The sequence below is a fragment of the Pseudomonas bohemica genome, from assembly GCF_002934685.1.
GTDB lineage: Bacteria > Pseudomonadota > Gammaproteobacteria > Pseudomonadales > Pseudomonadaceae > Aquipseudomonas > Aquipseudomonas bohemica.
The window spans coordinates 124490-149045 of record NZ_NKHL01000112.1; the positions used below are offsets into that span (position 1 = coordinate 124490).

General features: G+C 60.5%; 18 protein-coding genes and 2 pseudogenes. 10 read left to right on the top strand and 10 right to left on the bottom strand.

What is annotated here, in order from left to right; genetic code table 11:
- Positions 1-168: 168 nt before the first annotated feature.
- From CE491_RS17720 to fucP, 4 genes are all read left to right on the top strand, one after another.
- Positions 169-1050, top strand: a complete 882-nt coding sequence (locus CE491_RS17720; protein WP_110949627.1) for an amidohydrolase family protein — start codon at positions 169-171, stop codon at positions 1048-1050.
- Positions 1047-1823 (top strand): L-fucose dehydrogenase, encoded by a 777-nt coding sequence (locus tag CE491_RS17725; protein WP_110949628.1) that lies wholly within the window; start codon positions 1047-1049, stop codon positions 1821-1823. Before CE491_RS17720 ends, CE491_RS17725 begins: the two co-directional genes overlap by 4 nt.
- Positions 1820-2170: an L-rhamnose mutarotase gene (locus CE491_RS17730; protein ID WP_110949629.1), complete on the top strand. Its 351-nt coding sequence runs from the start codon at positions 1820-1822 to the stop codon at positions 2168-2170. Before CE491_RS17725 ends, CE491_RS17730 begins: the two co-directional genes overlap by 4 nt.
- 183 nt (positions 2171-2353) lie before the next feature.
- On the top strand, positions 2354-3583 hold the full coding sequence (fucP, locus tag CE491_RS17735) for an L-fucose:H+ symporter permease (RefSeq protein WP_110949630.1): 1230 nt from the start codon (positions 2354-2356) through the stop codon (positions 3581-3583).
- Between the two features lie 132 nt (positions 3584-3715).
- On the opposite strand, the gene CE491_RS17740 is transcribed toward fucP, so the two are convergent.
- From CE491_RS17740 to CE491_RS30810, 7 genes and pseudogenes are all read right to left on the bottom strand, one after another.
- Positions 3716-5077 carry a cytochrome c gene (locus CE491_RS17740; RefSeq protein WP_110949631.1) on the bottom strand — a complete coding sequence of 454 codons (1362 nt, stop codon included), beginning with the start codon at positions 5075-5077 and terminating at the stop codon, positions 3716-3718.
- A gap of 12 nt (positions 5078-5089) precedes the next feature.
- The gene (locus CE491_RS17745; RefSeq protein WP_110949632.1) at positions 5090-6865 is read right to left on the bottom strand and encodes a GMC family oxidoreductase; all 1776 of its coding nucleotides are present in this window, start codon (positions 6863-6865) and stop codon (positions 5090-5092) included.
- A gap of 2 nt (positions 6866-6867) precedes the next feature.
- Positions 6868-7617, bottom strand: a complete 750-nt coding sequence (locus CE491_RS17750; RefSeq protein WP_110949633.1) for a gluconate 2-dehydrogenase subunit 3 family protein — start codon at positions 7615-7617, stop codon at positions 6868-6870.
- 199 nt (positions 7618-7816) lie between these two features.
- A complete protein-coding gene (locus CE491_RS31250; protein ID WP_407681348.1) occupies positions 7817-8659 on the bottom strand; it encodes a methyl-accepting chemotaxis protein in 843 nt (280 codons plus the stop codon).
- A gap of 15 nt (positions 8660-8674) precedes the next feature.
- Positions 8675-9499 (bottom strand): annotated as a pseudogene (locus CE491_RS31255) (cache domain-containing protein); the annotation flags it as partial.
- A gap of 537 nt (positions 9500-10036) precedes the next feature.
- On the bottom strand, positions 10037-12160 hold the full coding sequence (locus CE491_RS17765) for a TonB-dependent siderophore receptor (protein WP_407681349.1): 2124 nt from the start codon (positions 12158-12160) through the stop codon (positions 10037-10039).
- A 239-nt stretch (positions 12161-12399) separates the two neighbouring features.
- Positions 12400-12562, bottom strand: a pseudogene (locus CE491_RS30810) (diaminobutyrate--2-oxoglutarate transaminase); the annotation flags it as partial.
- Positions 12563-12691: 129 nt separating this feature from the next.
- Here CE491_RS30810 and CE491_RS17770 point away from each other — a divergent pair.
- Complete coding sequence (locus CE491_RS17770) at positions 12692-14434, top strand: OPT family oligopeptide transporter (protein ID WP_110949637.1); 1743 nt, start codon at positions 12692-12694, stop codon at positions 14432-14434.
- A gap of 387 nt (positions 14435-14821) precedes the next feature.
- On the opposite strand, the gene CE491_RS17775 is transcribed toward CE491_RS17770, so the two are convergent.
- Entirely contained in the window at positions 14822-15745 is a 924-nt protein-coding gene (locus CE491_RS17775) for a Gfo/Idh/MocA family protein (RefSeq protein ID WP_110949638.1), read from the bottom strand.
- Between the two features lie 294 nt (positions 15746-16039).
- Between CE491_RS17775 and CE491_RS17780 the strand changes: the two genes are divergently transcribed.
- Positions 16040-16483 (top strand): hypothetical protein, encoded by a 444-nt coding sequence (locus CE491_RS17780; RefSeq protein ID WP_110949639.1) that lies wholly within the window; start codon positions 16040-16042, stop codon positions 16481-16483.
- A gap of 184 nt (positions 16484-16667) precedes the next feature.
- Here CE491_RS17780 and CE491_RS17785 read toward each other — a convergent pair whose 3' ends face one another.
- Both CE491_RS17785 and CE491_RS17790 read right to left on the bottom strand, forming a co-directional pair.
- Complete coding sequence (locus CE491_RS17785) at positions 16668-17738, bottom strand: acetamidase/formamidase family protein (RefSeq protein ID WP_110949640.1); 1071 nt, start codon at positions 17736-17738, stop codon at positions 16668-16670.
- A 27-nt stretch (positions 17739-17765) separates the two neighbouring features.
- Positions 17766-18758 carry a PDR/VanB family oxidoreductase gene (locus CE491_RS17790; RefSeq protein ID WP_110949641.1) on the bottom strand — a complete coding sequence of 331 codons (993 nt, stop codon included), beginning with the start codon at positions 18756-18758 and terminating at the stop codon, positions 17766-17768.
- 197 nt (positions 18759-18955) lie between these two features.
- Here CE491_RS17790 and CE491_RS17795 point away from each other — a divergent pair, with 197 nt between their 5' ends.
- The 4 genes from CE491_RS17795 to CE491_RS17810 all read left to right on the top strand — a co-directional run bounded on the left by CE491_RS17795 (position 18956) and on the right by CE491_RS17810 (position 24525).
- Positions 18956-20032 (top strand): TauD/TfdA family dioxygenase, encoded by a 1077-nt coding sequence (locus CE491_RS17795; RefSeq protein ID WP_110949642.1) that lies wholly within the window; start codon positions 18956-18958, stop codon positions 20030-20032.
- Positions 20033-20177: 145 nt separating this feature from the next.
- Positions 20178-21518, top strand: a complete 1341-nt coding sequence (locus CE491_RS17800; RefSeq protein ID WP_110949643.1) for a porin — start codon at positions 20178-20180, stop codon at positions 21516-21518.
- A gap of 48 nt (positions 21519-21566) precedes the next feature.
- Positions 21567-23090, top strand: coding sequence for an ABC transporter substrate-binding protein (locus CE491_RS17805; protein WP_199885153.1), 1524 nt, complete (start codon positions 21567-21569; stop codon positions 23088-23090).
- 211 nt (positions 23091-23301) lie between these two features.
- Complete coding sequence (locus CE491_RS17810; protein ID WP_110949676.1) at positions 23302-24525, top strand: aromatic ring-hydroxylating oxygenase subunit alpha; 1224 nt, start codon at positions 23302-23304, stop codon at positions 24523-24525.
- The last annotated feature ends 31 nt before the right edge of the window (positions 24526-24556 follow it).

The window sequence follows — 24556 nt, forward strand, 5'->3', positions numbered from 1 at the left end:
AATCGGAGGTTACGACGGTCGCGAATGCGGTATGTCAGGGCAAATCGTCTTCGCGACCGTCGTAACTTCCGTTTGCTCCCACAATGACCGCGTTTAGCAGCCACTATGCGGTGTCGAGCGCGGTAACTGCAGCACCTAGCCAACAAAAACGGACGGAGTACAACAACAATGTCGTCCCAAGACACACTGCATCCGGCGCCTGAACGGCGCGTGGACGCTCATCAACATTTCTGGCGTTACCGCGAGCAGGACTATCCGTGGATCGATGATCGCCACGGTGCCCTGCGGCGCGACTTCCTGCCGGACGATCTAAGGCCGCTGCTCGATCAACACGGCATCGACGGCTGCATTGCCGTGCAGGCGCGGCACAGTCTGGACGAAACCGAGGCCCTGCTTACCCTGGCCGCTCAACACCCCTGGATCGTCGGCGTGGTGGGCTGGATAGATCTGCGGGCGCCCGATCTTGAGCAGCAACTGGCACGCTGGTCCGCCGCCGAAAAGCTGGTGGGTTTCCGTCACCAGATTCAGGACGAACCCTCGCCTTCGCGGGTCATGCAGGACCCGGCTTTCAACCGCGGCGTGGACCTGTTGCAGCACCGCGGACGGGTCTACGAGGTACTGATCAAGGACGCCGATCTGCAGGCCGCGGCGTATTTCTGCCAACGCCACGACACGCATCATCTGGTCCTCGATCACCTGGGCAAACCCGACCTGGCCCTGGAAGACCCGGTGGCCTGGGCCGACCGCATCGCCCCCTTGGCGGCCCTGCCCCACGTCAGTTGCAAATTGTCCGGGCTGATCACCGAAGCCGACTGGCAGCGTTGGCGCCCGGTCGAACTACTGCCGTATTTCTACCTCGCTCTGGAACTGTTCGGCCCGGACCGCCTGATGTTCGGCTCCGACTGGCCGGTGTGTCAGCTCGCCGGCAGTTATCGCGACGTGCATCACCTGCTCGAGTCCGCCATCCATGAACTGTCCGCCGCCGAGCAGGCGGCGATCTGTGGCGGCACCGCCAATCGCCTTTACGGCCTCCAAGGAGACTGCCCATGAATCTGCATCTGCAAGACAAAGTCATCATCGTCACCGGAGGCGGATCCGGCATCGGTGCCGCAATCTCTCTGGGGCTGGCCGAAGAAGGAGCGATTCCGGTGATCTTCGCCAACCAGCCGCTGCCCGCCGAGCTTGCGGCGCAGCTGGACGAGCGCCAACCCCAGAGCCTGTTCGTGCAGGTGGAACTGCGGGATGAAGGCGGATGCGCAGCGGCAGTCAGCAAGGTGCTCGCGCGCTTTGGCCATATAGACGGGCTGGTCAATAACGCCGGGATCAATGACAACGTGGGGCTGGAAGCCGGGTGCAGCGCCTTCATCGAGTCGCTGGAGAAGAACCTGATCCACTACTACCTGATGACGCACCTGTGCGTCGATGCGTTGAAAGCCAGCAAGGGTGCGATCGTCAACATCAGTTCGAAAACCGCCCTGACCGGTCAAGGCGGCACCAGCGGCTACACCGCGTCCAAGGGCGCGCAATTGTCGCTGACCCGGGAATGGGCGGCGTCGTTGCTCGGCCATGGTGTGCGGGTCAACGCGGTGATTCCGGCCGAGGTGATGACACCGCTGTATGAGCGCTGGATTTGCAGCTTCGACAACCCCGAGGCGAAGCTGGCAAAGATCGTCGAGAAAATCCCCCTCGGCCAGCGCATGACGACCCCGACTGAAATCGCCGACAGTGTGTTATTCCTGCTGTCCGCTCGCGCCTCCCATACCACCGGACAATGGCTGGTGGTGGACGGCGGCTACACCCATCTGGACCGGGCACTGACATGAGTGCGCAGCGGTTTTGCCTGGCGCTGGACTTGGCCGAAGACGAGGGTCTGATCGCCGAGTATCAGCGTCTGCATCAGCGGATCTGGCCGGAAATCGCCGAGCATCTGCACAGTCAGGGGGTGCTGGGCATGCAGATCTGGCGACTGGGTACGCGGCTATTCATGGTCATGGAGACTGCTCCGGATTTCAGCACTGAGGCGATGGAGCGGGCGTCAGCAGCCAATCCCAAAGTGCAGGAATGGGAAGACCTGATGTGGCGCTTCCAACGGCCGACCCCATGGACCGAGCCGGGCAATAAGTGGCAGCCGATGGAACGGATTTTCAATTTGGCGGAACAGCCGCCGTGACATAGCACCTGTTGGAGCGCGGTTGCCCTCGATTGGGGCGTGTCAGCTTACGCATGAGTTTCAGACACACCGCTATCGCGGGCAAGCGCGCTCCTGCGGGTCCGTTTTTTGATCCCGATGCCTGCGTTAAACAGAACAATCGCGTCACCACGCTTCACCCAACAAAAACAAAAGGAGAGCGTCATGTTGACCAAAGACACGAAAGTCGAAACCCAGGTATACCCTCCCGCCGTTCCTTCGGTGCGCTTGGCGCTGATCCTGGTGACGAGTCTGTTTTTCCTCTGGGGCCTGTCCTACGGCCTGCTCGATGTGCTGAACAAGCACTTTCAAGAAACCCTGAACGTCAGCAAGGCCCAGTCCGGTCTGCTGCAGGCAGCATATTTCGGGGCGTATTTCATCATCGCTCTGCCCGCCGGTTTGCTCATGGATCGCTTCGGCTATAAGGCCGGAATTCTGCTGGGGCTGTGCTTGTATGCCACCGGTGCACTGCTGTTCATGCCGGCCGCCAACGCCGCCAGCTTCTCGTTCTTCCTGTTCGCGCTATTCGTCATCGCCCTGGGACTGGGCTGCCTGGAGACTGCGGCCAATCCCTACGCCACGGTGCTGGGTGATCCCCAGGGCGCGGAACGCCGGCTGAATCTGGCGCAATCATTCAACGGTCTGGGCCAGTTCGTAGGCCCGTTGCTCGGCGGTGCTCTGTTCTTTGGCAATGCCAGCGCCGCCGACAACAGTTCGTTGCAGACCACCTATGTGATCATCGCCGTGACCGTACTGCTGGTGGCCGCGCTGTTCGCCCGCACATCCATGCCGGACCTGCGTGAGCAAGAGTCGAAAATCCAGCGCAGCGACAGCAAGAGCCTGTGGCAGCACCGCGAATTCGTCGGCGGCGTGGTCACCCAGTTTTTCTATGTGGCAGCGCAGGTGGGAGTCGGCGCGTTCTTCATCAACTACGTCACCGAACACTGGGTGCGCATGACCAGCCAGACGGCGGCGTATCTGCTGTCGGTGGGGATGATTTGCTTCATGGGCGGGCGCTTCTTCAGCACTTGGCTCATGGGCCGCATTCGCGCACAACGGTTGCTGATGACCTACGCCTGGATCAACGTCGCGCTGTGCGCGGTAGTGGTCAGCGGGGTGGAGAACGTGTCGGTGGTGGCGCTGATCGCGATCTTTTTCTTCATGTCGATCATGTTCCCGACCATCTTCGCCATGGGCGTGAAAAACCTCGGGCCCCACACCAAGCGCGGTAGCTCATTCCTGATCATGGCCATCGTCGGCGGCGCGCTGATGCCGTATTTCATGGGGTTGGTGGCGGATCATTTTTCGACGGCACTGGCGTATCTGCTGCCACTGGGGTGTTTCGTGGTGGTAGGGTTTTATGCGCGGAGTGGGTTGCGCAGTCAGCAGCTTTGAACCTGACTCGCAACCAACTGTAGAGCGCGCTTGCTCGCGATGCGTTGTGTCAGTCACCACAAGTGGCGCTGATCTACCGCAATCGCGAGCAAGCGCGCTCCGACAAGTTACGCATTACCCCAAGTGGTCGCTCTATGGCTTGGCAATATCCGTACGACTCACCGCCGGCGATTCCTTGGGCAGGGTCGCGCGCATCTGCGCCACTTGCTCGGGTTTCACCGCAGGGGCCTGATTGCCCCAACTGCTGCGGATGAAGGTCAGCAGTTGCGCCACTTCCTCATCCGACATCCGCCAGGCAAAACCGGGCATGCCCAGTTCCGATGGCGCGCTGGCGGTGGCCGGTAACTTGCTGCCGGCCAGGACCAGACGAATCAGCGATACCGGGTCTTCCGACAGCACCGACGAGTTGCCCGCGATCTTCGGGAACACGCGCTCGTAACCCTGGCCATTGGTGCGGTGACAGGCTGAGCAGTTGTCGACGTACAGCTCGGCGCCGCGACTGCCCTCCTGCCCTGCGGCCAACGCCTTGGCAGTGGTTGGATCGGCCTTGAAGCTCGACACCTGGCGAGCACTCGGCGGCAGACTTTTCAGGTAAACCGCCACCGCTTGCAGGTCGGCATCGTTCAGATGCTGGGTGCTGTGGGTGACTACATCGCTCATGGGGCCGCCCAATACCGCATGGCTGGGGCTGCGTGCGCTGCGCAGGGTCGCGACGATGTCATCGACGCTCCAGCCACCGAGCCCGTCAGCCGGATTGCCGCGCAGATTCACCGCCAGCCAGCCGTCGATCACCGGACCGCCAGACAGGTACTCCGCCCCTGATTCATCCAGCGCCTTCTCCTGCAACGTCAGCGCACGTGGCGTATGGCAAGTGCCACAGTGACCCAATCCCTGCACCAGATAGGCACCGCGGGCGACCTGTGGATCCTGGTAGCGCCCGGCGTCGAATCCCACCGCCTGCGGCGCAGGGGCGAACACCTTGCGCCAGATCGCCAGCGGCCAACGCATGGACAACGGCCATGGCACATCATTGGCGCGGTTCTCGGCATAGACGGGTGCGACGCCGTGCATGAAGTACGCGTACAGCGCCCGCATGTCGTCGTCACTGGTCCGCGCATAAGCCGGGTACGGCATCGCCGGGTAGAGACTGCTGCCGTTGGCTGAAATGCCGTGACGCACCGCCCGGTCAAAGTCATCCAGCGAGTAGCTGCCGATACCGGAAGCCTTGTCGGGCGTGATGTTGCTGCTGTAAAGCGTCCCGATCGGCGACGCGATCGGCAGTCCGCCAGCGAAGGGTTTGCCACCCGGGGCGGTATGACAGGCGGTGCAATCACCGGCGTCGGCCAGATACCGCCCTTTCTCGATCAATGCTGCCTGGTCGGCATCCGTGTTGGCATTCAGCGCCGGGGTCGAGGTCGGCCACAGAGCAAATGCCAGCAACGCGACGAACACCAGCACCGCGAGGGTAATCAGGCTCAGGAGAAACTTTTTCATGGTCGTCGCTCCTTATGCCTGAACCAGCGGGCCGGGGTTTTTCAGGTACTGCTCGCGAATGGCCTTGGCAGACCAGTACGCCAGCGCACCCACCATGCCGGTCGGGTTATAGCCGTTGTTCTGCGGAAACGCGTTGGCGCCGATGGCGAACACGTTGTGCACGTCCCAGGATTGCAGGTATCGGTTCAGTGCCGAGGTTTTCGGATCGCTGCCCATGATCGCGCCGCCACAGGTGTGGGTACTCTGGTACTTGGTGATGTTGTAGTGCTCGCCCGATTTTTTGGCGTCACCGGCCATCGCGGTCGGGTTGAGGACCTTCGACATCTCCAGCGCCTTGCCCACCAGATATTGCGAGGCCTTGATCTCGTTATCGTGCCAGTCGAAGTTCATGCGCAACAGCGGCCTGCCGAAGCCGTCCTTGTAGGTCGGATCGAGGCTCAGGTAATGCTGCTTGTACGACATGCAGGCACCCTGCACTTCGAAATAGAACGAATGGCGGAACGCATCGCTGGCCGCCTGTTTCCAGGCCGTGCCCCAGTTCGGCGTACCCGGCGGTACGTTGATCCCGCGCACAGGACCTGCGCCCGGTTGACGCGCCCAGATGATCCCGCCTCCGACGAAACCGGCCTTGGCATTGTCCAGCTGGTTACCGTTGAGGTTGTCCATGGTCGTGCCCGCGCCGCCGATACCGATGAACTGGTTGGCCTGCACTTCCTTGCCGAAGAACAGCACCACGCGGTTGAGGTTCTGGTAGGAGTAGTTGCGGCCGATGGTGCCCTCGCCGGTTTGCGGATCGTATGGCTTGCCAATGCCCGACAGCAGCATCAGGTGCACGTTGTACAGCGAGAATGCGCACAGCAGCACCAGATCGGCCTGTTGCTCGACTTCACGGCCCTGGGCATCCAGATAGGTCACGCCCGTGGCCTTCTTGCCGTCGCTGTCCAGGTTGACCTTGAGCACCTGTGCGTGGGTGCGCAGTTCGAAATTCTTGCGCTGGCGCAGCACCGGCAGAATGCTGATGTTGGGACTGGCCTTGGAGTAGTTCAAGCAGCCGTAATCGCTGCAGAAACCGCAGGCGTTGCACGGCCCCATCTGGCAACTATACGGGTTGACGTAAGGCGCCGAGGCGTTGGACGCCGGGATCGGATACGGGTCCCAGCCCATCTCCCGGGCGCCTTTGTAAAACATTTCCGCGCCGAGGTAATTAGGGTTCGGTCCCAACGGAAACTCCCGCGAACGCGAACCTTCGAACGGGTTACCACCGGCCTGCTTGACCCCGCTGATGACCCCCGCCTTGCCTGAGGTGCCGCAAACATATTCGAAGTGGTCGAAATGCGGTTCGAGGTCCTCGTAGCTGACCGGGAAATCCTGAATGCTCATGTCAGAAGGAATGAAGCTGGCGCCATAGCGCTGCTCGACATTGCTGCGTAACTTGAAGTCTTCCGGCAGCGCGCGGAAGTGACAGCCGGACCAGTGACTGCCCGCGCCACCGACGCCGGTGCCGGGCTTGAAGGAACCCATCTGCCGATAGGGCACAGCGGTGGAGGTCAGGTTATGGCGTACGGTGACCGTCTCCTGCGCCAGGCTTTGCAGGTAGCGGCGATGCACCGAGCCTTCCAGTTCGTCGACCACTTTCGGGTAGGCGAAATCCGGCTGGGTATCGCGGTCCGCGCCGCGCTCCAGCACCACTACGTGCAGACCGGCGTCGGTCAGCTCCTTGGCCAGAATCGCGCCAGTCCAACCCATGCCGACGATCACGGCGTCCACTTTTGCTTTTGCGTTCGCCATGTTCAGCCCCTCCGCCCGGACAGATCGACCGGCGGCAGTGGATACGGTTTGTCGCGCACCGTGATCCAGTCCATGTAATCGGCGCGCATGCCGGGATAGCCGATCATCTTCCACGCACCCATGTTTTTGTTGCCACCGTGGGACGGGTCAGCGAAGTAACCATTGCGCACTTCGTTGAGCAGGTTGGTGAAGAACAGCTTCGAGGAAATATCGTCGAGCACCAACTTGCCGCTCTCGGCGGACTTGAGCAGGTCTTCCTGCTGAGCTTGGGAAAGTTCGGCGAACGCCTTGCCGGAGAAGCTCTTTTTGCTATACGCATCGATGGCCTTGATACCGATACGCAGGGTTTCGCGCAGGTTCAGACGACCCTGATAACCGAACTCCGGCGCCGCCTCGAGGAACGGGCCCTGCATGTACCAGATGCCGCCGTTGGCATAAGGGGTCTGCATGTGCCGGTCGAGAAACTCGGGCACGCCAAGCTCGACCGCGCCCGGCCCCACCTGATCGGAAGGAATCAGACGATCGCAGGCGGCAACCAGGAACGCCCACTCTTCGGGCGTGAAGAACGTTGGTTTGTAATCGCCCGGAACGGTGGCTGGGACTGCGGTGGACGCCTGTTTCGCGTCGCTCGCCGGGGTCTGCGCAAAGGTACTGGAGGGAAGGCCTGCACTGGCCAGGGTTACGACGGGGATGAGCGTTAGCGACTTGCGTAGAAAATCGCGACGCGCCGGGGAGGTGTCGTCATCGAACATCTTTCACTTCTCCTTGGACTGAACACGGGTGTGCTGCTTGTGGTGTTTTCTAGTTATGGATCACGGGTGCACAGCCCCGACTGGCAGGCTATGCCCCCGCGATTGATGGCCAGCTAATAGTTGCCTGGCTAAGCATTCGGGCGTTACTAAAACAGCGTTTGCCGCGCTGTGCCAGCAGCGCGGCGGCTTAAACGATTCATCAGATTTTGAATTGACGGACCAATTCGCTGAGATTGCCGCCCAATGCCGAGACGTCGCGCATGGTGCGCGCGCTCTGCTCGGTTTCTTCAGCCAGGTTCTCCACGGCGCCGGCGATCTGATGCACGCTGCGGTTGATCTCTTCGGCAACCGAGGTCTGCTCTTCGGCGGCGCTGGCGATCTGCGCGTTCATCGCGTTGATGGTACCGATCAAACCGGAGATCGAATCCAGCGAAGCGCCGACTTCGTTGGTCTGCACGTTGGCGCCCTCGCCCGCTTCGGTGGACCGGCGCATGGCTTCGACAGAGGCATGGGTGCCCGTTTCAAGTCGGGTGATCATGCCCTGGATTTCCTGGGTGCTCGTCTGGGTACGGCTGGCCAACGCGCGAACTTCGTCGGCGACCACGGCAAACCCGCGACCGGCCTCACCGGCGCGCGCGGCTTCGATGGCCGCGTTGAGTGCCAACAGATTGGTCTGCTCGGCGATCGAGCGGATCACGTCGAGCACCGAGACGATGGAACGCACGTCCTGCTGCAGGCTGTCGAGGCTGACACCGCTCTTGCGAATATCATTGACCAGCGAGTTCATGCCAGTGATGTTGCTGCCCACCACCTTGCGCGCGGCCTGGCCTTGTTGGTCGGTTTCAGCGGCGGCCTGAGCGGCGCGTTGCGCACTGGTGGCGACTTCCTGGGCCGCAGCGGACATTTCGTGAATCGCGGTGGCGACCTGATCGGTCTCTTCGCGCTGACGCTGCATGGCCTTTTCCGAGCGCTGGGTTTGCTGCGAAGCCTGATCCACCAGCCCGGCGAGGTCGGTGGTCATCTGCGCGACCTGGCGGACCATGGCGTGGATCTTGTCGACGAATAGGTTGAACGAGGTTGCCAGATCGCCCAACTCATCGCGGCTGGTCACTACCAGGCGGTGAGTCAGGTCGCCGTCGCCCGCCGCGATGTCATCCAGATTGGTCTTGAGAATGCGCAGCGGGCGCACAATGCCGTTTGCGGTCCAGATACCGAGGGCAGCGGTGACCAGCAACAGGATCAGGGTCACCACGAAGACGCTGGCGAGAATAGTGTGAGTTCGGCTGGTCACGGCCGCCTGTTCGAGAACCATGGCGGCGTCGATGTCATCCATATTGATTGCGCTGCCCAGCACCATGTCCCACTTTTCCAGGTACACGGTGTAACCAAGCTTGGGCACCTGAACCGCTTCGTCACCCGGCTTGGGCGCGGCGTAATCGATGTAATGCTTACCGTTTTTGGCGACCTCGACGAAGGTCTGGTAATGGTAAGTGCCGTCCGGATCGCGAGTGTCCCAGAAGCTTTTGCCCAGCCCGGCCGGGCTGTCGCCGCGAAAGACCCGCACGCCCTTGGTGTCGTAGCCGAAAAAATATCCGTCCTCGCCGTACTTCATCGGCTTGAGCAGCTCCAGTGCCTTGTCCCGTGCCGCCATGTCGCCTTGCGCGGAAGCATCGTGCAGCGGCTTGATGGTGGTCAGCGCCACGTCCACGTAATTCTTCAGCACCTGCCGGTTACGCTCCACCAGTTGCTGGCGGGTTTCTTTCATCTGCTGATCGGCGCTGCTCTGCAGCATCCACGCAGCGACGCTACTGAGAATCAGGGCAAACAGCAGCGCTGGAATAATGGCAAGGCACAACAGCTTGCTCTTGACGGTAAGCTTCATGGGACGAATCACCTCCTGGTCGTGTGGTCATCCCCTATCGGCCGGAGGTCCTGCAACTTGAAATATTTTGATGGCTTTTTGACGTCACCGTTTTGGCGAGGGGTATCTTTATACCTGGTACACGCTGCAGCTGGACAATTTGCGCGATGGTCACGGCCTCGCGGGTGGACTCACGATTGAGGAGCGGACAGTTCGAGCAATACTCAAGCCCGCCCACCCGATATCGCGGGCAACACACCCGTCGCACGCGTTTCATCTCATTCTGCCCGGCGAGCGGGAAATAGCGTACAGGCTGTTACGCCTTCGGCGAGTTACTTTTTCAGTAGCCTAAAAGTAACCAAAAGACCCTGAAGACTTTTGATTACTCTTGGGGCCGCCTTTGCCTAAAGTGACCCGTCGTAGAGGCGGCACCACTATCAGCCCACCGCCGCTAACGGATATACATTCCCATCCGAGCGCCACCAAAAACCAATCCTCACCGCCAAGCGCCCAGGCCAACAAGCAGCCCCTTAGGCGCTTAGCGATGCAAACCGATCATTACCAGCGTAAGGCCACCGTGCCCAGAACCGTACGCTCCTCACCCCAGTAGCAACGACCGGCATTGTTGCAACCGCTGACGTATTCCTTGTCGAAAAGGTTCTTGGCGTTCACATCCACCGACCAGTGTTTGTCGATGTCATAACCCACCAACGCATCCACCAACGTCACGTCACCGGTCTTCAACTTGCCGTACAGCGTCGATGCGGTGTAGGCGAAGGTATTGTCGAAGTAACGAACACCACCGCCGATACGCAAGCCACTCAGCGGACCGTCGAAGAAGCGATACGTTGCCCAGCCGGAGGCCTGATTACGCGGTATGCCGGTCAGTTGGTGATCCTCATACAGCGAACCCGGCGCATCTTTGGTCACACGGGCATCGGTATAGGTATACGACGCCAGCAGGCTCAGGTTCTTGGTGATGTCGCTGTTGGCTTCCAGTTCGATCCCCTTGGACTCGCTCTCGCCCACCTGGCTGCTGAAGCCGTTGGAGCCCGCGATCACGTCGTGGGTTTTGGTCAGCTGGAAGACCGCGGCGCTGAAGGTGGTGTTCCAGCCCTTGGGCTCGTACTTCAGGCCCGCTTCGTACTGATGGCTGAGGATCGGGTCGAGCAATTCGCCGTTCGGCTGCGAAGACTGCTGCACCGGGGTGAAGGCCGTCGAGTAGCTGACATAAGGTGAGATACCGTTCTCGAACTGGTACATCAGGCCAGTCTGCCAGCTGAAGCGGTGATCCCAGCCGTCCAGATCGGACACGCCGCTGGTGGTGCCGGCGCGGTTACGGTATTTGCTATTGACGAAGTCCTGACGGCCGCCCAGCAGGAAGATCCAGTTGTCGTACTTGCTTTGCAGCTGGCTGTACAGGCCGTACATCTGCTGGTCCAGCTGAGAATTCTGGACGGTCGCCAGCATGCTCGGATTGCCCGCCGGGAACACGGGATTGAAGGGGTTGTAGGTACCGCCGTTGCCAGCGGCCCAGTCCTGGTTGAACGAAGTGCGGTCGTAGCTCGCGCCCAACAACACCGTGTTTTCCAACGCACCGGAAGTGAAGTGACCTTCGAACTGGTTGTCCAGCGAATAGGCGATGGACTTGTTGTCTCGATCGTACGCCAGACTCGTCAGGCTGTTGCCGAAACCCGCATTGTTCAGGCTGTTCGGCCAGGTCTCATGGCGATCGATACGCGACTCCATGTAGCGCGAGTTCTGGCGGAACTGCCAGTTCTCGTTGAGCTGATGGCTGAACTCATAGCCCAGGGTCCAGCTTTCACGCTCGAAGTCATCCCAGTTCGGGTTGCCGGTGAACTGGCTTTTGCCGATCTTGCCGTTGACGTTGTTCAGCAGCGTACCAGCCGCCGGATAGCCCAGTTCCAGCTTGGTGCGATCGCGCTGGTAGGACGACAGCAGGGTCAGCGAGGTGTCCTCGTCGAAGTTGAAGGTCATCGACGGCGCGATGTACAGACGATCGTCTGGTACCGAGTCGACCTGCGTATCGGCGTTGCGGCCCAGCATGACGATGCGACCCAGAATACGGCTGTCGTCGGTCAACGGCCCGGAAACGTCCAGGCCCAACTGACGGCGGTTATTGCTGCCATAGGTGAATTTGGCTTCGCCCTGGGCGACTTCCGTCGGGCGTTTGCTGACCAGGTTGACCAGGCCACCCGGCGCGTTTTCGCCGTAGAGAATCGAGCTCGGGCCGCGGAACACTTCGGTGCGTTCCAGGCCATACGGCTCGGTGGTGGTGTCGTAGCGGTTGCCTTGCAGACGCAGGCCGTCCTTGAGCAGGCCATAGCCGTAGTCGGTGGCGTTGTAGCCCCGGATGGAGAACAGGTCACCGGCCAGACCGTCGCCGACCGCGAACGGCGGCGCGAAGATACCCGGGACATAGCCGAGGATATCGGTGAGGGTCTGTGAGGCTTGATCCTGCATGCGTTGACGTGTCACGACCGATACAGAGCGCGGCGTTTCCGAGAGCGGCGTGCTGGTCTTGGTGCCAGCTGTGCTGTTCTTCGCCTGATAGCCGACTTCCGGTTCTGCCACGGGCGCCTCGCCTGAGACCACCGAACTCTGCAACTGAATGGTGGATCCTTTCGCGGGCTTGGCCGGGGCATCATCGGCCCACGCCATACCATGGCAAGTGACCGTTGCCACCAATGCCGCCAAGGCTTTCACCTTGAATTGACTCTTATTGTTGCTCGCCATTTGAAACGCCCCTTCCCTTTGAAATCACACGGGGCCCCAGCCCCAGATTTTACCGCGTATGTCAAAAAGCGTGAAAATGTAACAGCGAAGCGTTCTCATTACTATTGATATTCAGCACAAAGCGAAGTGCCTTCCCTGTCACTTCGCTGATACCGTTGCGGGGCTTAACTTTCGTTGACGACTGCGGCAACAGCGGCAGCGAAGATTGCGGCGATCTGATCGATCTGCGCGGCTGTGACGATCAGTGGGGGGCAGGAAGCGAATGACGCTGGAGCGACGACCACCGACTTCGATGATCAGCCCGCGCTGCAGGCACTGACGCTGAATCTTCGAGTCCTTTATTAGTATTTTCTCGGTTAAGCAAAGTAGCCCAGGCCCTTTTATCCCGTGAGGAACGCGCTGAACCTTCCTGCCTCACGACGCTCACTAGTCCAGAGACCGAACACAGGAATTTTCATGGGCCGTTATGCCGCCTCCCCTTCAGCCATCCGTATCGAGCGTGAGCTAAGCCTGCGCGCGGTGCTGACCGGGGCCGTGCTGGGTATTCTGCTGACACCCTCGAATGTCTACGCGGGGCTGAAGATCGGCTGGTCGTTCAACATGTCGATCATCGCGCTGCTGGTGGGTTTCGGGGTCTGGCAAACCCTGGCCCGACGCAACGACCGCCAGCCGCATTGGACACTGCACGAGAGCAACATCAACCAGACAGTGGCCTCGGCCGCGGCGTCGATCATTTCCGGCGGTCTGGTGGCGCCCATTCCTGCGTACACCTTGCTTACCGGTCAGCAACTGGACCCCGTGCCGATGATGGCCTGGGTGTTTTCGGTGAGTTTTCTCGGCATCTGGATCGCCTGGTACCTGCGCCCTACCCTGCTCAACGACGACGGCCTGAAGTTTCCCGAGGGCATGGCTACCCTGGAAACGCTGCAGCATATCTATCGCCACGGTGAGGAAGCCGTGACCCGCATCAAAGTGTTGTTCAGCGCCGCGTTGTTGTCCGGCACGCTGAAATGGTGGGACGGTTTCGTCTGGGCCATTCCGCGCTGGGCCCCGACCGCGCAGCTGGAACGCCTGACTTTCACCCTCGACCCCTCGCTGCTGTTGATCGGTTTCGGCGGCATCATCGGCATCCGCGTGGGATTGAGCTTGCTGTTTGGCGCACTGCTGGCGTGGGGTGGATTGTCACCCTGGCTGCTCGATCACAACTGGGTGGCGTTCGCGCCAGACGCCAGCGGCCCTCAGTTCGCCAAACTGGTGGAGTGGCTGTTGTGGCCGGGTGTGAGCCTGATGGTCTGCTCGACGCTCACGGCGCTGGGCCTGCGTTTGTTCATGGCGCCCAAAGCTGCTCGAACCCGCAATAGCCCCCGTGCCCGCGCGCCGTTTTCGCCGGGACCGGCCATCGGGCTGCTGCTGTCCATCGCGCTGGTGGTGGGCTTGCAGGCGACGCTGTTTGGCATCGATGTGTGGATGGCGTTGCTGAGCATTCCGCTGGCGATTTGTCTGGCGGTGGTCGCCGCGCGGGTGGTGGGCGCCACCGGCATCGCGCCGATCGGAGCGATCGGCAAACTCTCGCAACTGACTTTCGGCCTGGTGGCGCCGGGTCAGGTGGCGATCAACCTGATGAGCGCCAACACCGCGGGCGGGGCCGCCGGGCAGTCGACGGATTTGATGAACGACTTCAAGGTCGGTCTGGCCATTGGGGCGACCCCGAAAAAGCAGGTCATCGCCCAATGCATCGGCATTTTCATAGGCAGCGTGGTCGGGGTGCTGGTGTATCTGGCCTTGATCCCCGATCCCCAGCACATGCTGCTGACCGAGCAATGGCCCGCGCCTGCCGTCGCCACCTGGAAGGCCGTAGCCGAGACCCTGACCCACGGCCTGCAATCGCTGTCGCCACAGATTCGCTGGTCGATCTTCATTGGCGGCTTGTTCGGCGTGCTACTCGGCGCACTGGATGCCCTGCTGGCGCAACGCATGGCGCGCTGGTTGCCCAGCTCGGCGGCGCTGGGTCTGGCCTTCGTGCTGCCGGCTTCGACCTCATTGATGATGGGCTTGGGGGCGGTGCTGACCTGGGCGGTGAGCCGTCGCTGGCCGTACATGACCGAACGCTTCGCAATCACCACAGCCGCCGGGTTGATTGCCGGAGAAAGCATGACCGGGGTGGGCGCATCGTTTTGGGAGATGTTCAAGAACCTGTAGCGCTGACGTGTATCGGGCCTAACACAAACATCCCCGGCGTTTCAAAGCTTAAAGCTATCGATTGTATCGATAGCCAACATACGCATGAACGCCGTTCATTTTCCCGACGTAGATCGGGATCATGGCGGCATTGACTACCCCGAACAAGGATTTCACCGATGTCCATCAACCTGTCCATTCTGCTCATGCTGATTGTTTCTTTTTCCATCGCGCTGTCAGGTGTCGCGCAGTTTTGAGCGAGCCTGCGCCTGCGTTCAGGTGGAGGGTCCAGTAATGTCAGGCTCGGCACAAAACCCCTGGGAGCTGTCCCGCCGCTGACAGCCGACGCCGTCAATGTGCAAATGCAGCTCGCCCCACAGGGATACCCGGCTCCCTCAACCCTGCATTTCACTCATGAAACTGCGCCACAGTCTGATTGCTGCCCACGAAGAAACTGTCGGCCACGATGCGCAGCGGTTGCAGGTCCAGATCACTTTGACCGCTGCTGATCAACTGCGCGAAATGCCGGTACATGGCCGGGTACTCGCCCTCCTGCGACACGTTTTGCGACACGCCGTCGATAGTGACCAGCGCACCGCCAGCGTCCAGGCGCAACACGCCCTGGTCGCTGTGTAACTCGATGCGCCATAGCTCGTTCTCGCTGTGATCGAAGTCGAACTCGGCCCGTACAGCGACCTGTTCGCTCTGGATATTCAGTGATGCAGCGATCGGCGACTGGCAGTTGTCCGGCACGCTCAACACGGCAGACTCGACGAACAGCGCCCCCGGCAGTAGATCGGTGACGATCGACAGCGCATTGATGCCCGGATCGAACACACCCAGACCGCCCGCCTGCCAGATCCAGGTTTGCCCCGGATGCCATTTGCGCACCTGTTCTTTCCAGTCGACGCGCACCTGTTTCAGGGCCTTGCCCTGGAGCCACGCCTTGGCATTGGCGACACCGGGGGCGAAACGCGAGTGCCAGGCGAACAGGCCGCTGACGCCGGCCTTGCCCACTTGATCGATCAGCGACAATGCCTCGCCCAGGGTCGAGCACGGCGGCTTTTCCACCAGCACATGTTTGCCCGCGCTCAGCGCCTCTCGAACCAGCGCGAAACGTCCTTGCGGCGGGGTGCAAAAGGCAATGGCGTCCACCTCTGGACCGTGGGCCAGCAGTTCGGCCAGCGAACTGAAGTTGTCGACGCCCGGGCAAGGCTGGCCCAGCGTCGCCACCGCCACCAGCTCGAACTGCGGGTTGGCGCGTATCGCCGGCACGTGTTGGTCCTGCGCGATCTTGCCGTAACCTACCAGCCCTAAACGAATCGGATGCATCGATGACTCCCGTGATGTTGTCGTTATTTGAGGCGATTCCCCAGACCGAAAAGCTGACGGTCGAGTCGCTTAAGAGTTCGCGGGCTATCATAGCGGGCGACCCGTCCAGCAAGAAGGCATGCTGCGCCGATAGTCATCATTGCAGCACCGATTCACCGGTAAACGGGGAGTCGCCCGGGCACGCAAAAGCTTGTAGGATGCCCAGCGCAACAGGCAGTACAGGCCACCACCTGAAGCGTCCATCAGACCCGACGTTCGCCCTCCATTGCAGACAGGAAGTACGGAGCATTTGGCATGACACAGCAGATCGTCATGATTGTGGCAAAACGCATCGCCCTCACCCTCCTTGCCGCCGCCACACTGTACGGTTGCGCCTCCCAGCCCACGGGACGCCAATGTCTCGACAACTTCCGCACCGAGGGCAACATCCTCGTCGGCAAGAGCTTCACCACCTACGCCTACCTCCCCGAGACCTCGTACAAAAAAGCCTTCAAGAACGTCAACAACATCCTGACGACCGAAGGCTTCCAGATGAAAGTCTCGAATCCTGAAAGCGGCATCATCAACGTCTACCAGGAAGTCGGCACCAGCAAGATCGCACCGCTGAACGCGCTGGTGGAGAAAGCGGGACGCGGCTCGAAGGTGACCATGACTTTCGTCACCCAGGCGGGGCTATACACACCTGAGGACGAGGCGCAGAAGCATTTTTGCGATTATCTGGATCGGGCGGCCAAATGAGCGCGCGCCAGTCGCTCCGATGATGGGTAGGCCCCTGCATTCCCCAACATGATCAAGCAGAGACAGCAATATTGCGGCAGGTGTCGTTGTCCCCCCTCACTTCCCTGCTCCGTCGTCTCCGGAGCTCCGCTTTCACCCTCGCCTCTGCTTACCGCCACCTCTTGCAGCGAGTAACCATGGGCCGTCATTCGACGGGAAAAACCCCGCGCGGCATTCGAATATGCGCACCCTGACGCGTATCCACCACTTGGGTAATTCCTAAATCACCGGCGACACTCATCAGCGAGTAGGCATCGTTGCGCGACAGCCCTTGCTGTTCTGTCAGGAAGGTCAACATGTCGAGCGACGCGTTGCGCACCGCCTTGTTGAGATCCTCATCGAAACCATGAACGATCCAGCAGTCGTCGGCTTCAAGGAGAGGCGAAGGGAAGAAGAAGTCCTTACGCAAAATCACCTGAAACGTCACGTTGAGCGAGGACTCGATTGCAGTACCGCTGATTTCACCGTCGCCCTGGGATATGTGAGGGTCACCCACGGAGAACAGCGCGCCGTCGACGGCCACCGGGTAATACATCGTCGAGCCGGCGCCAATGCGCCAATTGTCGATATTGCCGCCGTGCAGCCCAGGCGGAATGGTGCTGATCCGGCCACGTACATCCGGAGCGACGCCAGCTGTACCCAGGTGCGGACGAACCGGAACACGTATGCCATTCAAGGTGGTCTGCCTGTCGCATTCCGGACAATGGGTTATCCGCCCTGGGGTGACGTACTTTTCCGGGACATCGTAGGCATACAACGCCCGAGCGTTGTTGGAGTTTCCATCCAGCTGATAGATCGTCACTCGCTCGGTCTGGTCGAATTCGTTGTACAGGTAACCCCAGTTGGCAGCCAGATTGGACCCATAGTTATTGCGTGGCGTCATCGACAGGTAACGCACCTCCAACATGTCGCCGGGCTTGGCGCCCTCGACCCAGATCGGACCCGTCATGATGTGCACGCCAGGATTGCGATCAGCTTCCGGGATGGCGTTGAACAGCCGCCAGATAGTTTCATCCATCATCAATTCCGGTGCGTCACCTGCGTGATGGGTGATGGCTTCGGCCTGGATGATGTCGCCGCTTTTCACTTTGATTGCCGGCGCCAACGCTGCATCGAAATAGCCCCAATGCACGTTTTCAGGCGTGGCGCGCAACGTATGCAGCGCGCCGGGCATAGGGTGGGTGCGCCCGGCAGCCAACGACTTGTTAATGATCATGCGCAATACCTCTTTAGGAACGATGGGTTAAAGATCCAACACCAGACGGGCGCTATGGGCGCGCGAGCAGCACGGCGTGAACTCGTTATGGCGCGCCTGTTCTGCGGCCGAATAGAAGTAGTCACGATGGTCGACCTCACCCTCGAGCACGCCGGTACGACAGCTGCCGCACACGCCAGAACCACAGGACAGGTTGACATAGATGCCGTTACGCTCCAGCGCTTGCGCGACGGTCTCGTCGGCCTTCACGCCGATACATTGGCCGCTGGAGCGAAGCTGTACTTCGAATGCCCTGTCGCCATCCTGGGCAATCGGCAACTCTGCCTGGAACCGCTCGAAATGAACCTGAGCCTCCGGCCACCCCTTGGCCCTGGCCTCGACACACACGCTCTCGATCAGCGAGCTCGGCCCACATACGTAGACATGATGGCCAGGCCTTGGCGCGGAAATGATCCGTTCCAGGGTCATGCGTGTCCCGTCACCGATGTCCGGGGCATAAAAATGCGCATCGCTGGGGAAGTGCTGACGCAGTTGCTCCAGGAATGCCATGCCCGCACTGCTGCGTCCGGCGTAATGCAACTCGAATGAGCGATCCCGTGCCGCGAGCTCCAGCGCCATGGCAAGTATCGGAGTGATGCCGATACCGGCGGCGATCAGCAGCGCATGCTGGCCATCGACCAGTGCGAAACGGTTGAAGGGGCCGCTTACGGAAATCTCGGCACCCTGCCGGACCGAATCGCAGAGATGGCGAGAAACGCCGTTTCCATCCTCTTCGCGGCGTACCGCGATGCGGTAAACCTTGCGGTCTTGCGGACCATTGCACAGAGAGTACTGGCGCACGCCGCCGTCCAGATGCAGCGCCAGATGAGCCCCCGCATCAAACGCGGCAAGGGTCGGGTTGTCGATGGGCTGCAGCTCGAACATCCATACGTTCTGCGCCGCCTGCTCGCGCTTGACCACGCGCACTCGAACGATGGTCTCGGGGCTCGCCTCGCGCTGCGGGAAAGGTGAAATATTCATCTGCCGATGCCCAGTAGTGACTTGAGCAACATTGTCCTGGGCACGAAGCCTGAAAACTTGGACAGCCGCGCACGAACAATTGGACGTACGCAGCCGACCGTCCAAGGTTTCGTGCGCAACTGGACAAGACCCTCCGACGCCTCTGCTGCGACAGTGCCTGGACACGAAAAACGTTCGCACAACAGAGGTTATGGGTCATGGCAACGCAGATCAACCTGGCACCGGTCACGACGTCGGCAGCGTGGCGCGGGGATGAATTGGTCAAGAGAAACGACTGGATTTTCCATCTCGATAGCGAGCAGATAACAGAGCTCGAAACGCTGGGCGCACAATTGATTGCCGATGATCCCGACCTGCGTCGCATCACCCTTGAGGACTACCCGCTGGACAAATGCCTGGCTGCCGTGGGGGACTGGAAGCAACGCTTGAAAGTCGGTCACGGCTTCGTCCTGGTACGTGGGCTGCGCACGCATCTCTACTCGGACGCGCTCAGCGCAGCCATCTATTACGTACTTGGCCTGCACATGGGCGAACCCATGCGACAAAACGAGTTGGGGGATCTGATCGACCACATCTACGCCACCTCTGACAAAAAGCTGGAGGACCCCAGCGCCCTGTCGAAATCGATCCGCGACAAGCTGCCGTTCCACTCCGACAGTTCGGACGTCGTGGCCTTGATGTGCCTGCGGCCTTCACGGGAAGGAGGCGCCTCGCGCCTGGTGTCCGGTGCCGCTATCTATAACGAGATCCTCGCCCGCCGCCCCGATCTCGCACCGCTGCTGTTCGAACCTTTCCACTGGGACTGGCGCCGACAGGATCCTGAAGCGCCTCGGGACACCTACACCTCGGCCATCATCAGCATCGCCGACGGGGTATTCAGCATGTACGCCGGGTCGCTCTACATCCTCACCGCGCAGGATTACCCACAGGTACCACGCCTGACCGAACAGCAGCGCGAGCTTCTGACCCTATTCGAAGACATCACCTATGAGCCGGGCATGGCGATCGATATGGACTTTCGGCCTGGCGATATCCAATGGCTGTCCAATCACGCGGCGCTGCATTCGCGGACCGAGTTCATCGACTTCCCCGAGCCGCAACGCCGTCGTCATCTACTGCGGCTATGGCTTCATCTCCACGAGCGACGCCCGATCACCGAAGGTTTCGGCAAAAGCGTGGTGCAAAGCCGTGCCTCGCACCGTGATGACCAGGCAAGCGACTCCCAGGGCAACTTCAGAATCATGCAGGCCGCCGTGCCGCGAATCATTGCCTGACCCTGCCACCAGCGTTCGACCGAGGCACACCGGCTGATGAAGCGAGAGCCAATCCCAGGACTTTCGACGTAGCCGTGCCCCGATTCCTTGCTTGAGCCACTGCTTATTTCATGAAGCCAATTTCGAGAAATGGGGAAGTAGAGCTATGCAACGCAACCGACATTCGATAGTGACGCTGATCTGTGCCTGGGCGATCGGCGCCCAGGTGCCGCTGAGCTTCGGCGCCGAGGCCCCGCCACTGAGCCCGGAGGCCGAGGCACGCATCCGCGCGATCGTCGAGCAAGTGGTCAGGGACACCCTGGCTGCACAACAACGAGTCGCCAGTACTCCGGCACCGGTCAGCAACGATACCAAGGAAGCCATTCGTGGCATCGTCAAAGAAGAAGTCAGCCAGGCAAAAGTGGCCTCGGCGCCTGCACAAACGGACCATACCGCGGCGATCATCAACGAGGTTGCCGAGAAAGTGAAGCTCTACGGGGTGCTGGATTACGGCATCACTCACGTCAGCAACGAAAGTGGACACAGCAGCAACGCCGAGCGCGACGGGGTCAACTGGGGGAACCGACTGGGATTGACCGGCTCGCAGGACCTGGACTGGGGGCTCAAGGCGATCTTCACCATCGAGCATGGATTCAATCTGAGCGATGGCACAACCTCCCAGTACGGTACGACGTGGGGCCGTCAAGCCTACGCGGGGCTGGAGAACAAGTGGGGCACGCTGACGTTCGGACGCCAATACGACTTCGTCTATGACTACATGAACCAGCTCAACATCGGCGGCTACGCCACTACGTATGCCGGCCACCATGGCGACTTCGACCGCATTTCAGGTTGGCGAGTGGATCGCTCCATCAAGTTCCAGAGCGCCAGCCTGGACGGATTCAAGTTCGGCATCATGTACGGCTCCGACAAGCCATCCTATGCAGGCCAGTCGACCGGAGACCAGAAAACCCTGAGCCTGGGCGCCAGCTACTTCGCCGGCCCCTGGAGCCTGGCGGCAGCCTATGTACGCATCGACAACAATTCCATTTACCCCGACCTGCAGATCGGCGTCAGCAGCCTCCTCGATCAGACGTTGAACTTCGACGGTAGCGCGCTGATCGTCGATCAAGAGACCGCGATCATCGGCGGCCACTATCAACTCGGCAAACTCACCATGGTCGCCAATACCTCGCGCACGACGTTCAAAGGTTATGGCGAGAAAGCGACGCAGAACGTTTATGAAATCGGCGGTTACTACCCACTGGCTGACAAGCTGACCGGTATATTGGCCTACCAGCATTCGACACTGGAAGACGACGACTGGAATCAGGTGACTGTTGGCCTCAAGCGCGATCTGTCGGAAAAAACCTGGCTCTACGCATCCTATTCCTTGATGAAGGCCTCCGAGGGCATAAAGGCCAACCAGGGCGCCGGATGGTATCTGGACAATTCCAGCGACAACCGGCAGGACACGGCACGAATCGGGATGGTGTACACCTTCTAAAGGTTCTTTCTTCCTCGCCTGAACAGACAATTTCAGAGGTAATTGACAGTGCATCGTAGAACCTTGTTGAAAGCGGTACCGCTCAGTGCAATCGCCTTGCTCCTGGCGCAGTCGGGCATCAGGAACGTCATGGCAGCCGGGCGCGATATCTCGCTGGCATTTCCGTTCGACGTCGCCAGTTGGGACCCCACCGCTCGGATCATTCCCCAAGCCACCTCGCTGCATAAGTGCGTGTTCGATCAGCCCCTGGAATATGGGCCAGACAGCCAACTGGGCGCCGGGGTCATCAAGGCTTATACCTGGGTCGGTGACGATGGCCTGGAACTGGACCTGGAGTTTCGCGATGACGTCTACTTCCATAACGGCGACCCGCTGACCTCGGACGACTTCAAGTTCACCTTTTTCGACCGGCTCAAGGCAGACACCACCCTGCAACTGGGGTACATCTGGAACATGATCGACAGCATCCAGACGCCATCTGCCACGCGCGCGGTTATCCGATTCACCAAGCCTTTTGTCACAGCGCCTCAGTACCTGGGGTTCGCCGGCTCGTTCATCCTCCCCAGAAAATACATCAGCACCGTGGGGATGGACGCGTTCCTGGCCAAGCCAATCGGTTCGGGGCCCTACAAACTGGTGGATCATCAGCGTAACAACCGCATCGTGCTGCAGGCCTTCGATCGTTATTGGGGAGGCAAGCCAGCGCTGGAGAATGTCACGATCCAGATCATCCCCAATCCTAACTCGCGGGCGTCGGCGATCCAGTCTGGCCAAGTCGATTTCAGCTTTGCGCTGCCGGTGCGGGAGGCGCTGCGCCTGGGCAAGTTGCCGACGGTCAGCAGTGCGCTGACGGTCACGTTGGATACCTATCTGATTCAGATGATCAACAAGCCACCGCTGGACGACATCAACCTGCGTCTGGCGATGCATCACGCCATCGACAAGAAGGCCCTGGCCCGGGCGCTGCTCAACGACCTGCCAGCGCCACTGTCCGTCCCCTCACCGCCAGGCACGCCCGGCTACGATCCAGACTTCGACTTTCCCTACGACGTCGACAAAGCCAAGGCGTACCTGGCGAAATCCGGATACAGCGAGAGCAAGCCCGCCATCTTCAAGTTTTTCGCCACAAACGGCGTGCACCCGGTCGACAATCAGATGGCCAGGGCCATTGTGCAGATGTGGGCGAAAGTCGGTATCCAGGCCACCCTGGAAACCATCGATGTAGGCGTGTATTTCCAATCCGTGGCGGCAGGGACGCTGGAGGGCCCGACATTGTGGTTCTGGAACAACACCACGGCAGATCCGGAACTGTATGCCGGGACCTACCTCAATGCCGACACGGCGTTTTCGGTATGGCGCAGCCGCGATGTGATGGAAAAGCTTTCGCCGCTGCTGGTGGAGCTCGATTACGCCAAGCGCATCGAACAGTACAAGGCATTCCACCGGTGGGTCGTCGAGCAGGGCTACAGTCTGCCACTGATGCAAGGCGTGTCGTGCGTGGCCCATGCCAAGACCCTTCACTATGCGCCATACCAGAACGGCTGGATGCTCCCCTCGCACTGGACAGCCTGACCCTCCCAACCCGGCAACGGCCCTGCATGCAGGGCCGTTTTCGTTTGTGTCTCATGGCCGCACCAATGGCTCGCCTTCTAACCGCGGAACAGTCGCGTGCCAATGCGCGTTAAGGCCAGTTTTCGTGCGCACCGGTTCAAGTGTCCGTGCAGGCCTGTGGATAGACTTTCAGCCATGCAAGAGCCCCACCTTGAGACCAGCGAGAATGATCATGGCCACATTCAAATCAGATGCTTTCTTCAACAGCCTTACCAGTTCCGCTGTCGATGTCAGTGCTGCAGATACTCTGCCACCGCTGTGCTACACCGATGACGATTTCTACGAGTTTGAGAAAGAGGCGCTGTTCAACCACGAGTGGCTCTGCCTGGGGCGTGAGGATTGGGTGCCTGAGGCAGGTGACTACTTCACCACCACCATCATCGGCGAACCGCTGCTGATCGCACGTAATCGTGAAGGCCAGATCAAGGCGATGTCGGCCGTCTGTCAGCATCGGGCGATGCTGGTGGCCGAAGGCGCCGGCAACACCAAAGCGTTCTTGTGCCCTTACCACCATTGGGCCTACAACCTCGATGGTGAGTTGATCGGCGCCCCGGAAATGCAAAAAACCGAGAGCTTCAATCGTAAGCAATTCTGCCTGCCCACCTTGAAGGTCGAGATCTGGCAGGGCTTCATTTTCGTCAACTTCGACATCGACGCCGCGCCTTTGGGCCCCCGCTTGCTGGCGGTGGACCGCGTGCTTGAACACTATGACCTGGCGAACGCCCAGGGGCCACGCCCGGAGGCAGGGCCTCGCTACCCGTGGAACTGGAAAGTCATGATGGAGAACAACAACGATGGCTACCACGCCAATCGTCTCCACCACGGCCCGCTGCACGACTTCGCCCCCAGCGCGCTGGCGCGCTTCCCGGATGACTTGCCCGCCGACACTGCCGGCTACTATCGCACCAACGGCACGCTGCATGCCGATGCAAGCTTCAATCCGACGCAGAAAGCGGTGTTGCCGGTCTTTGAGCAACTGACCGAGGAAGAACGCAAGCGTTTTCTGTTCGTCAACCTGCCGCCCACCCTGTCACTGGTCCTGACACCGGATCTGGTGATGTACCTGATCCTGCGCGCGGACGGTGCCGAGAGCCACTTCAACGACACCGGTGTGTTGTGCGCCCCTGGCGCGATGAATGATCCAGCCTTTGCTCACTTGCTGGACATGGTCCATCACGCGTCCGCGGAAATCATTGCCCAGGACTTGCATGTCGACGAGCAAGTGCAGAAAGGCCTGCGATCGCGCTTTGCCGTGCGGGGGCGGTATTCCTGGCAGGAACAGGCGCAAAGCGACTTCAACAAATGGGCAGTGTCGCGCTACCAGGGCACCTGGGAACGGATCAAACCCGAGCTCGCGCCTGAGCTGATTCCTGTGCGGGATCTGCAAGGCGTTTGAGTCTGATCGATACACTGGAGTAGCGCCAACG

Excerpts from the sequence above, each read along its gene's own strand:
- CE491_RS17720 (WP_110949627.1), top strand. The coding sequence starts at position 169 with ATGTCGTCCCAAGACACACTGCATCCGGCGCCTGAACGGCGCGTGGAC.
- CE491_RS17725 (WP_110949628.1), top strand. The coding sequence starts at position 1,047 with ATGAATCTGCATCTGCAAGACAAAGTCATCATCGTCACCGGAGGCGGA.
- CE491_RS17730 (WP_110949629.1), top strand. The coding sequence starts at position 1,820 with ATGAGTGCGCAGCGGTTTTGCCTGGCGCTGGACTTGGCCGAAGACGAG.
- fucP (WP_110949630.1), top strand. The coding sequence starts at position 2,354 with ATGTTGACCAAAGACACGAAAGTCGAAACCCAGGTATACCCTCCCGCC.
- CE491_RS17740 (WP_110949631.1), bottom strand. The coding sequence starts at position 5,077 with ATGAAAAAGTTTCTCCTGAGCCTGATTACCCTCGCGGTGCTGGTGTTC.
- CE491_RS17745 (WP_110949632.1), bottom strand. The coding sequence starts at position 6,865 with ATGGCGAACGCAAAAGCAAAAGTGGACGCCGTGATCGTCGGCATGGGT.
- CE491_RS17750 (WP_110949633.1), bottom strand. The coding sequence starts at position 7,617 with ATGTTCGATGACGACACCTCCCCGGCGCGTCGCGATTTTCTACGCAAG.
- CE491_RS31250 (WP_407681348.1), bottom strand. The coding sequence starts at position 8,659 with ATGGTCCGCCAGGTCGCGCAGATGACCACCGACCTCGCCGGGCTGGTG.
- CE491_RS17765 (WP_407681349.1), bottom strand. The coding sequence starts at position 12,160 with ATGGCGTGGGCCGATGATGCCCCGGCCAAGCCCGCGAAAGGATCCACC.
- CE491_RS17770 (WP_110949637.1), top strand. The coding sequence starts at position 12,692 with ATGGGCCGTTATGCCGCCTCCCCTTCAGCCATCCGTATCGAGCGTGAG.
- CE491_RS17775 (WP_110949638.1), bottom strand. The coding sequence starts at position 15,745 with ATGCATCCGATTCGTTTAGGGCTGGTAGGTTACGGCAAGATCGCGCAG.
- CE491_RS17780 (WP_110949639.1), top strand. The coding sequence starts at position 16,040 with ATGACACAGCAGATCGTCATGATTGTGGCAAAACGCATCGCCCTCACC.
- CE491_RS17785 (WP_110949640.1), bottom strand. The coding sequence starts at position 17,738 with ATGATCATTAACAAGTCGTTGGCTGCCGGGCGCACCCACCCTATGCCC.
- CE491_RS17790 (WP_110949641.1), bottom strand. The coding sequence starts at position 18,758 with ATGAATATTTCACCTTTCCCGCAGCGCGAGGCGAGCCCCGAGACCATC.
- CE491_RS17795 (WP_110949642.1), top strand. The coding sequence starts at position 18,956 with ATGGCAACGCAGATCAACCTGGCACCGGTCACGACGTCGGCAGCGTGG.
- CE491_RS17800 (WP_110949643.1), top strand. The coding sequence starts at position 20,178 with ATGCAACGCAACCGACATTCGATAGTGACGCTGATCTGTGCCTGGGCG.
- CE491_RS17810 (WP_110949676.1), top strand. The coding sequence starts at position 23,302 with ATGGCCACATTCAAATCAGATGCTTTCTTCAACAGCCTTACCAGTTCC.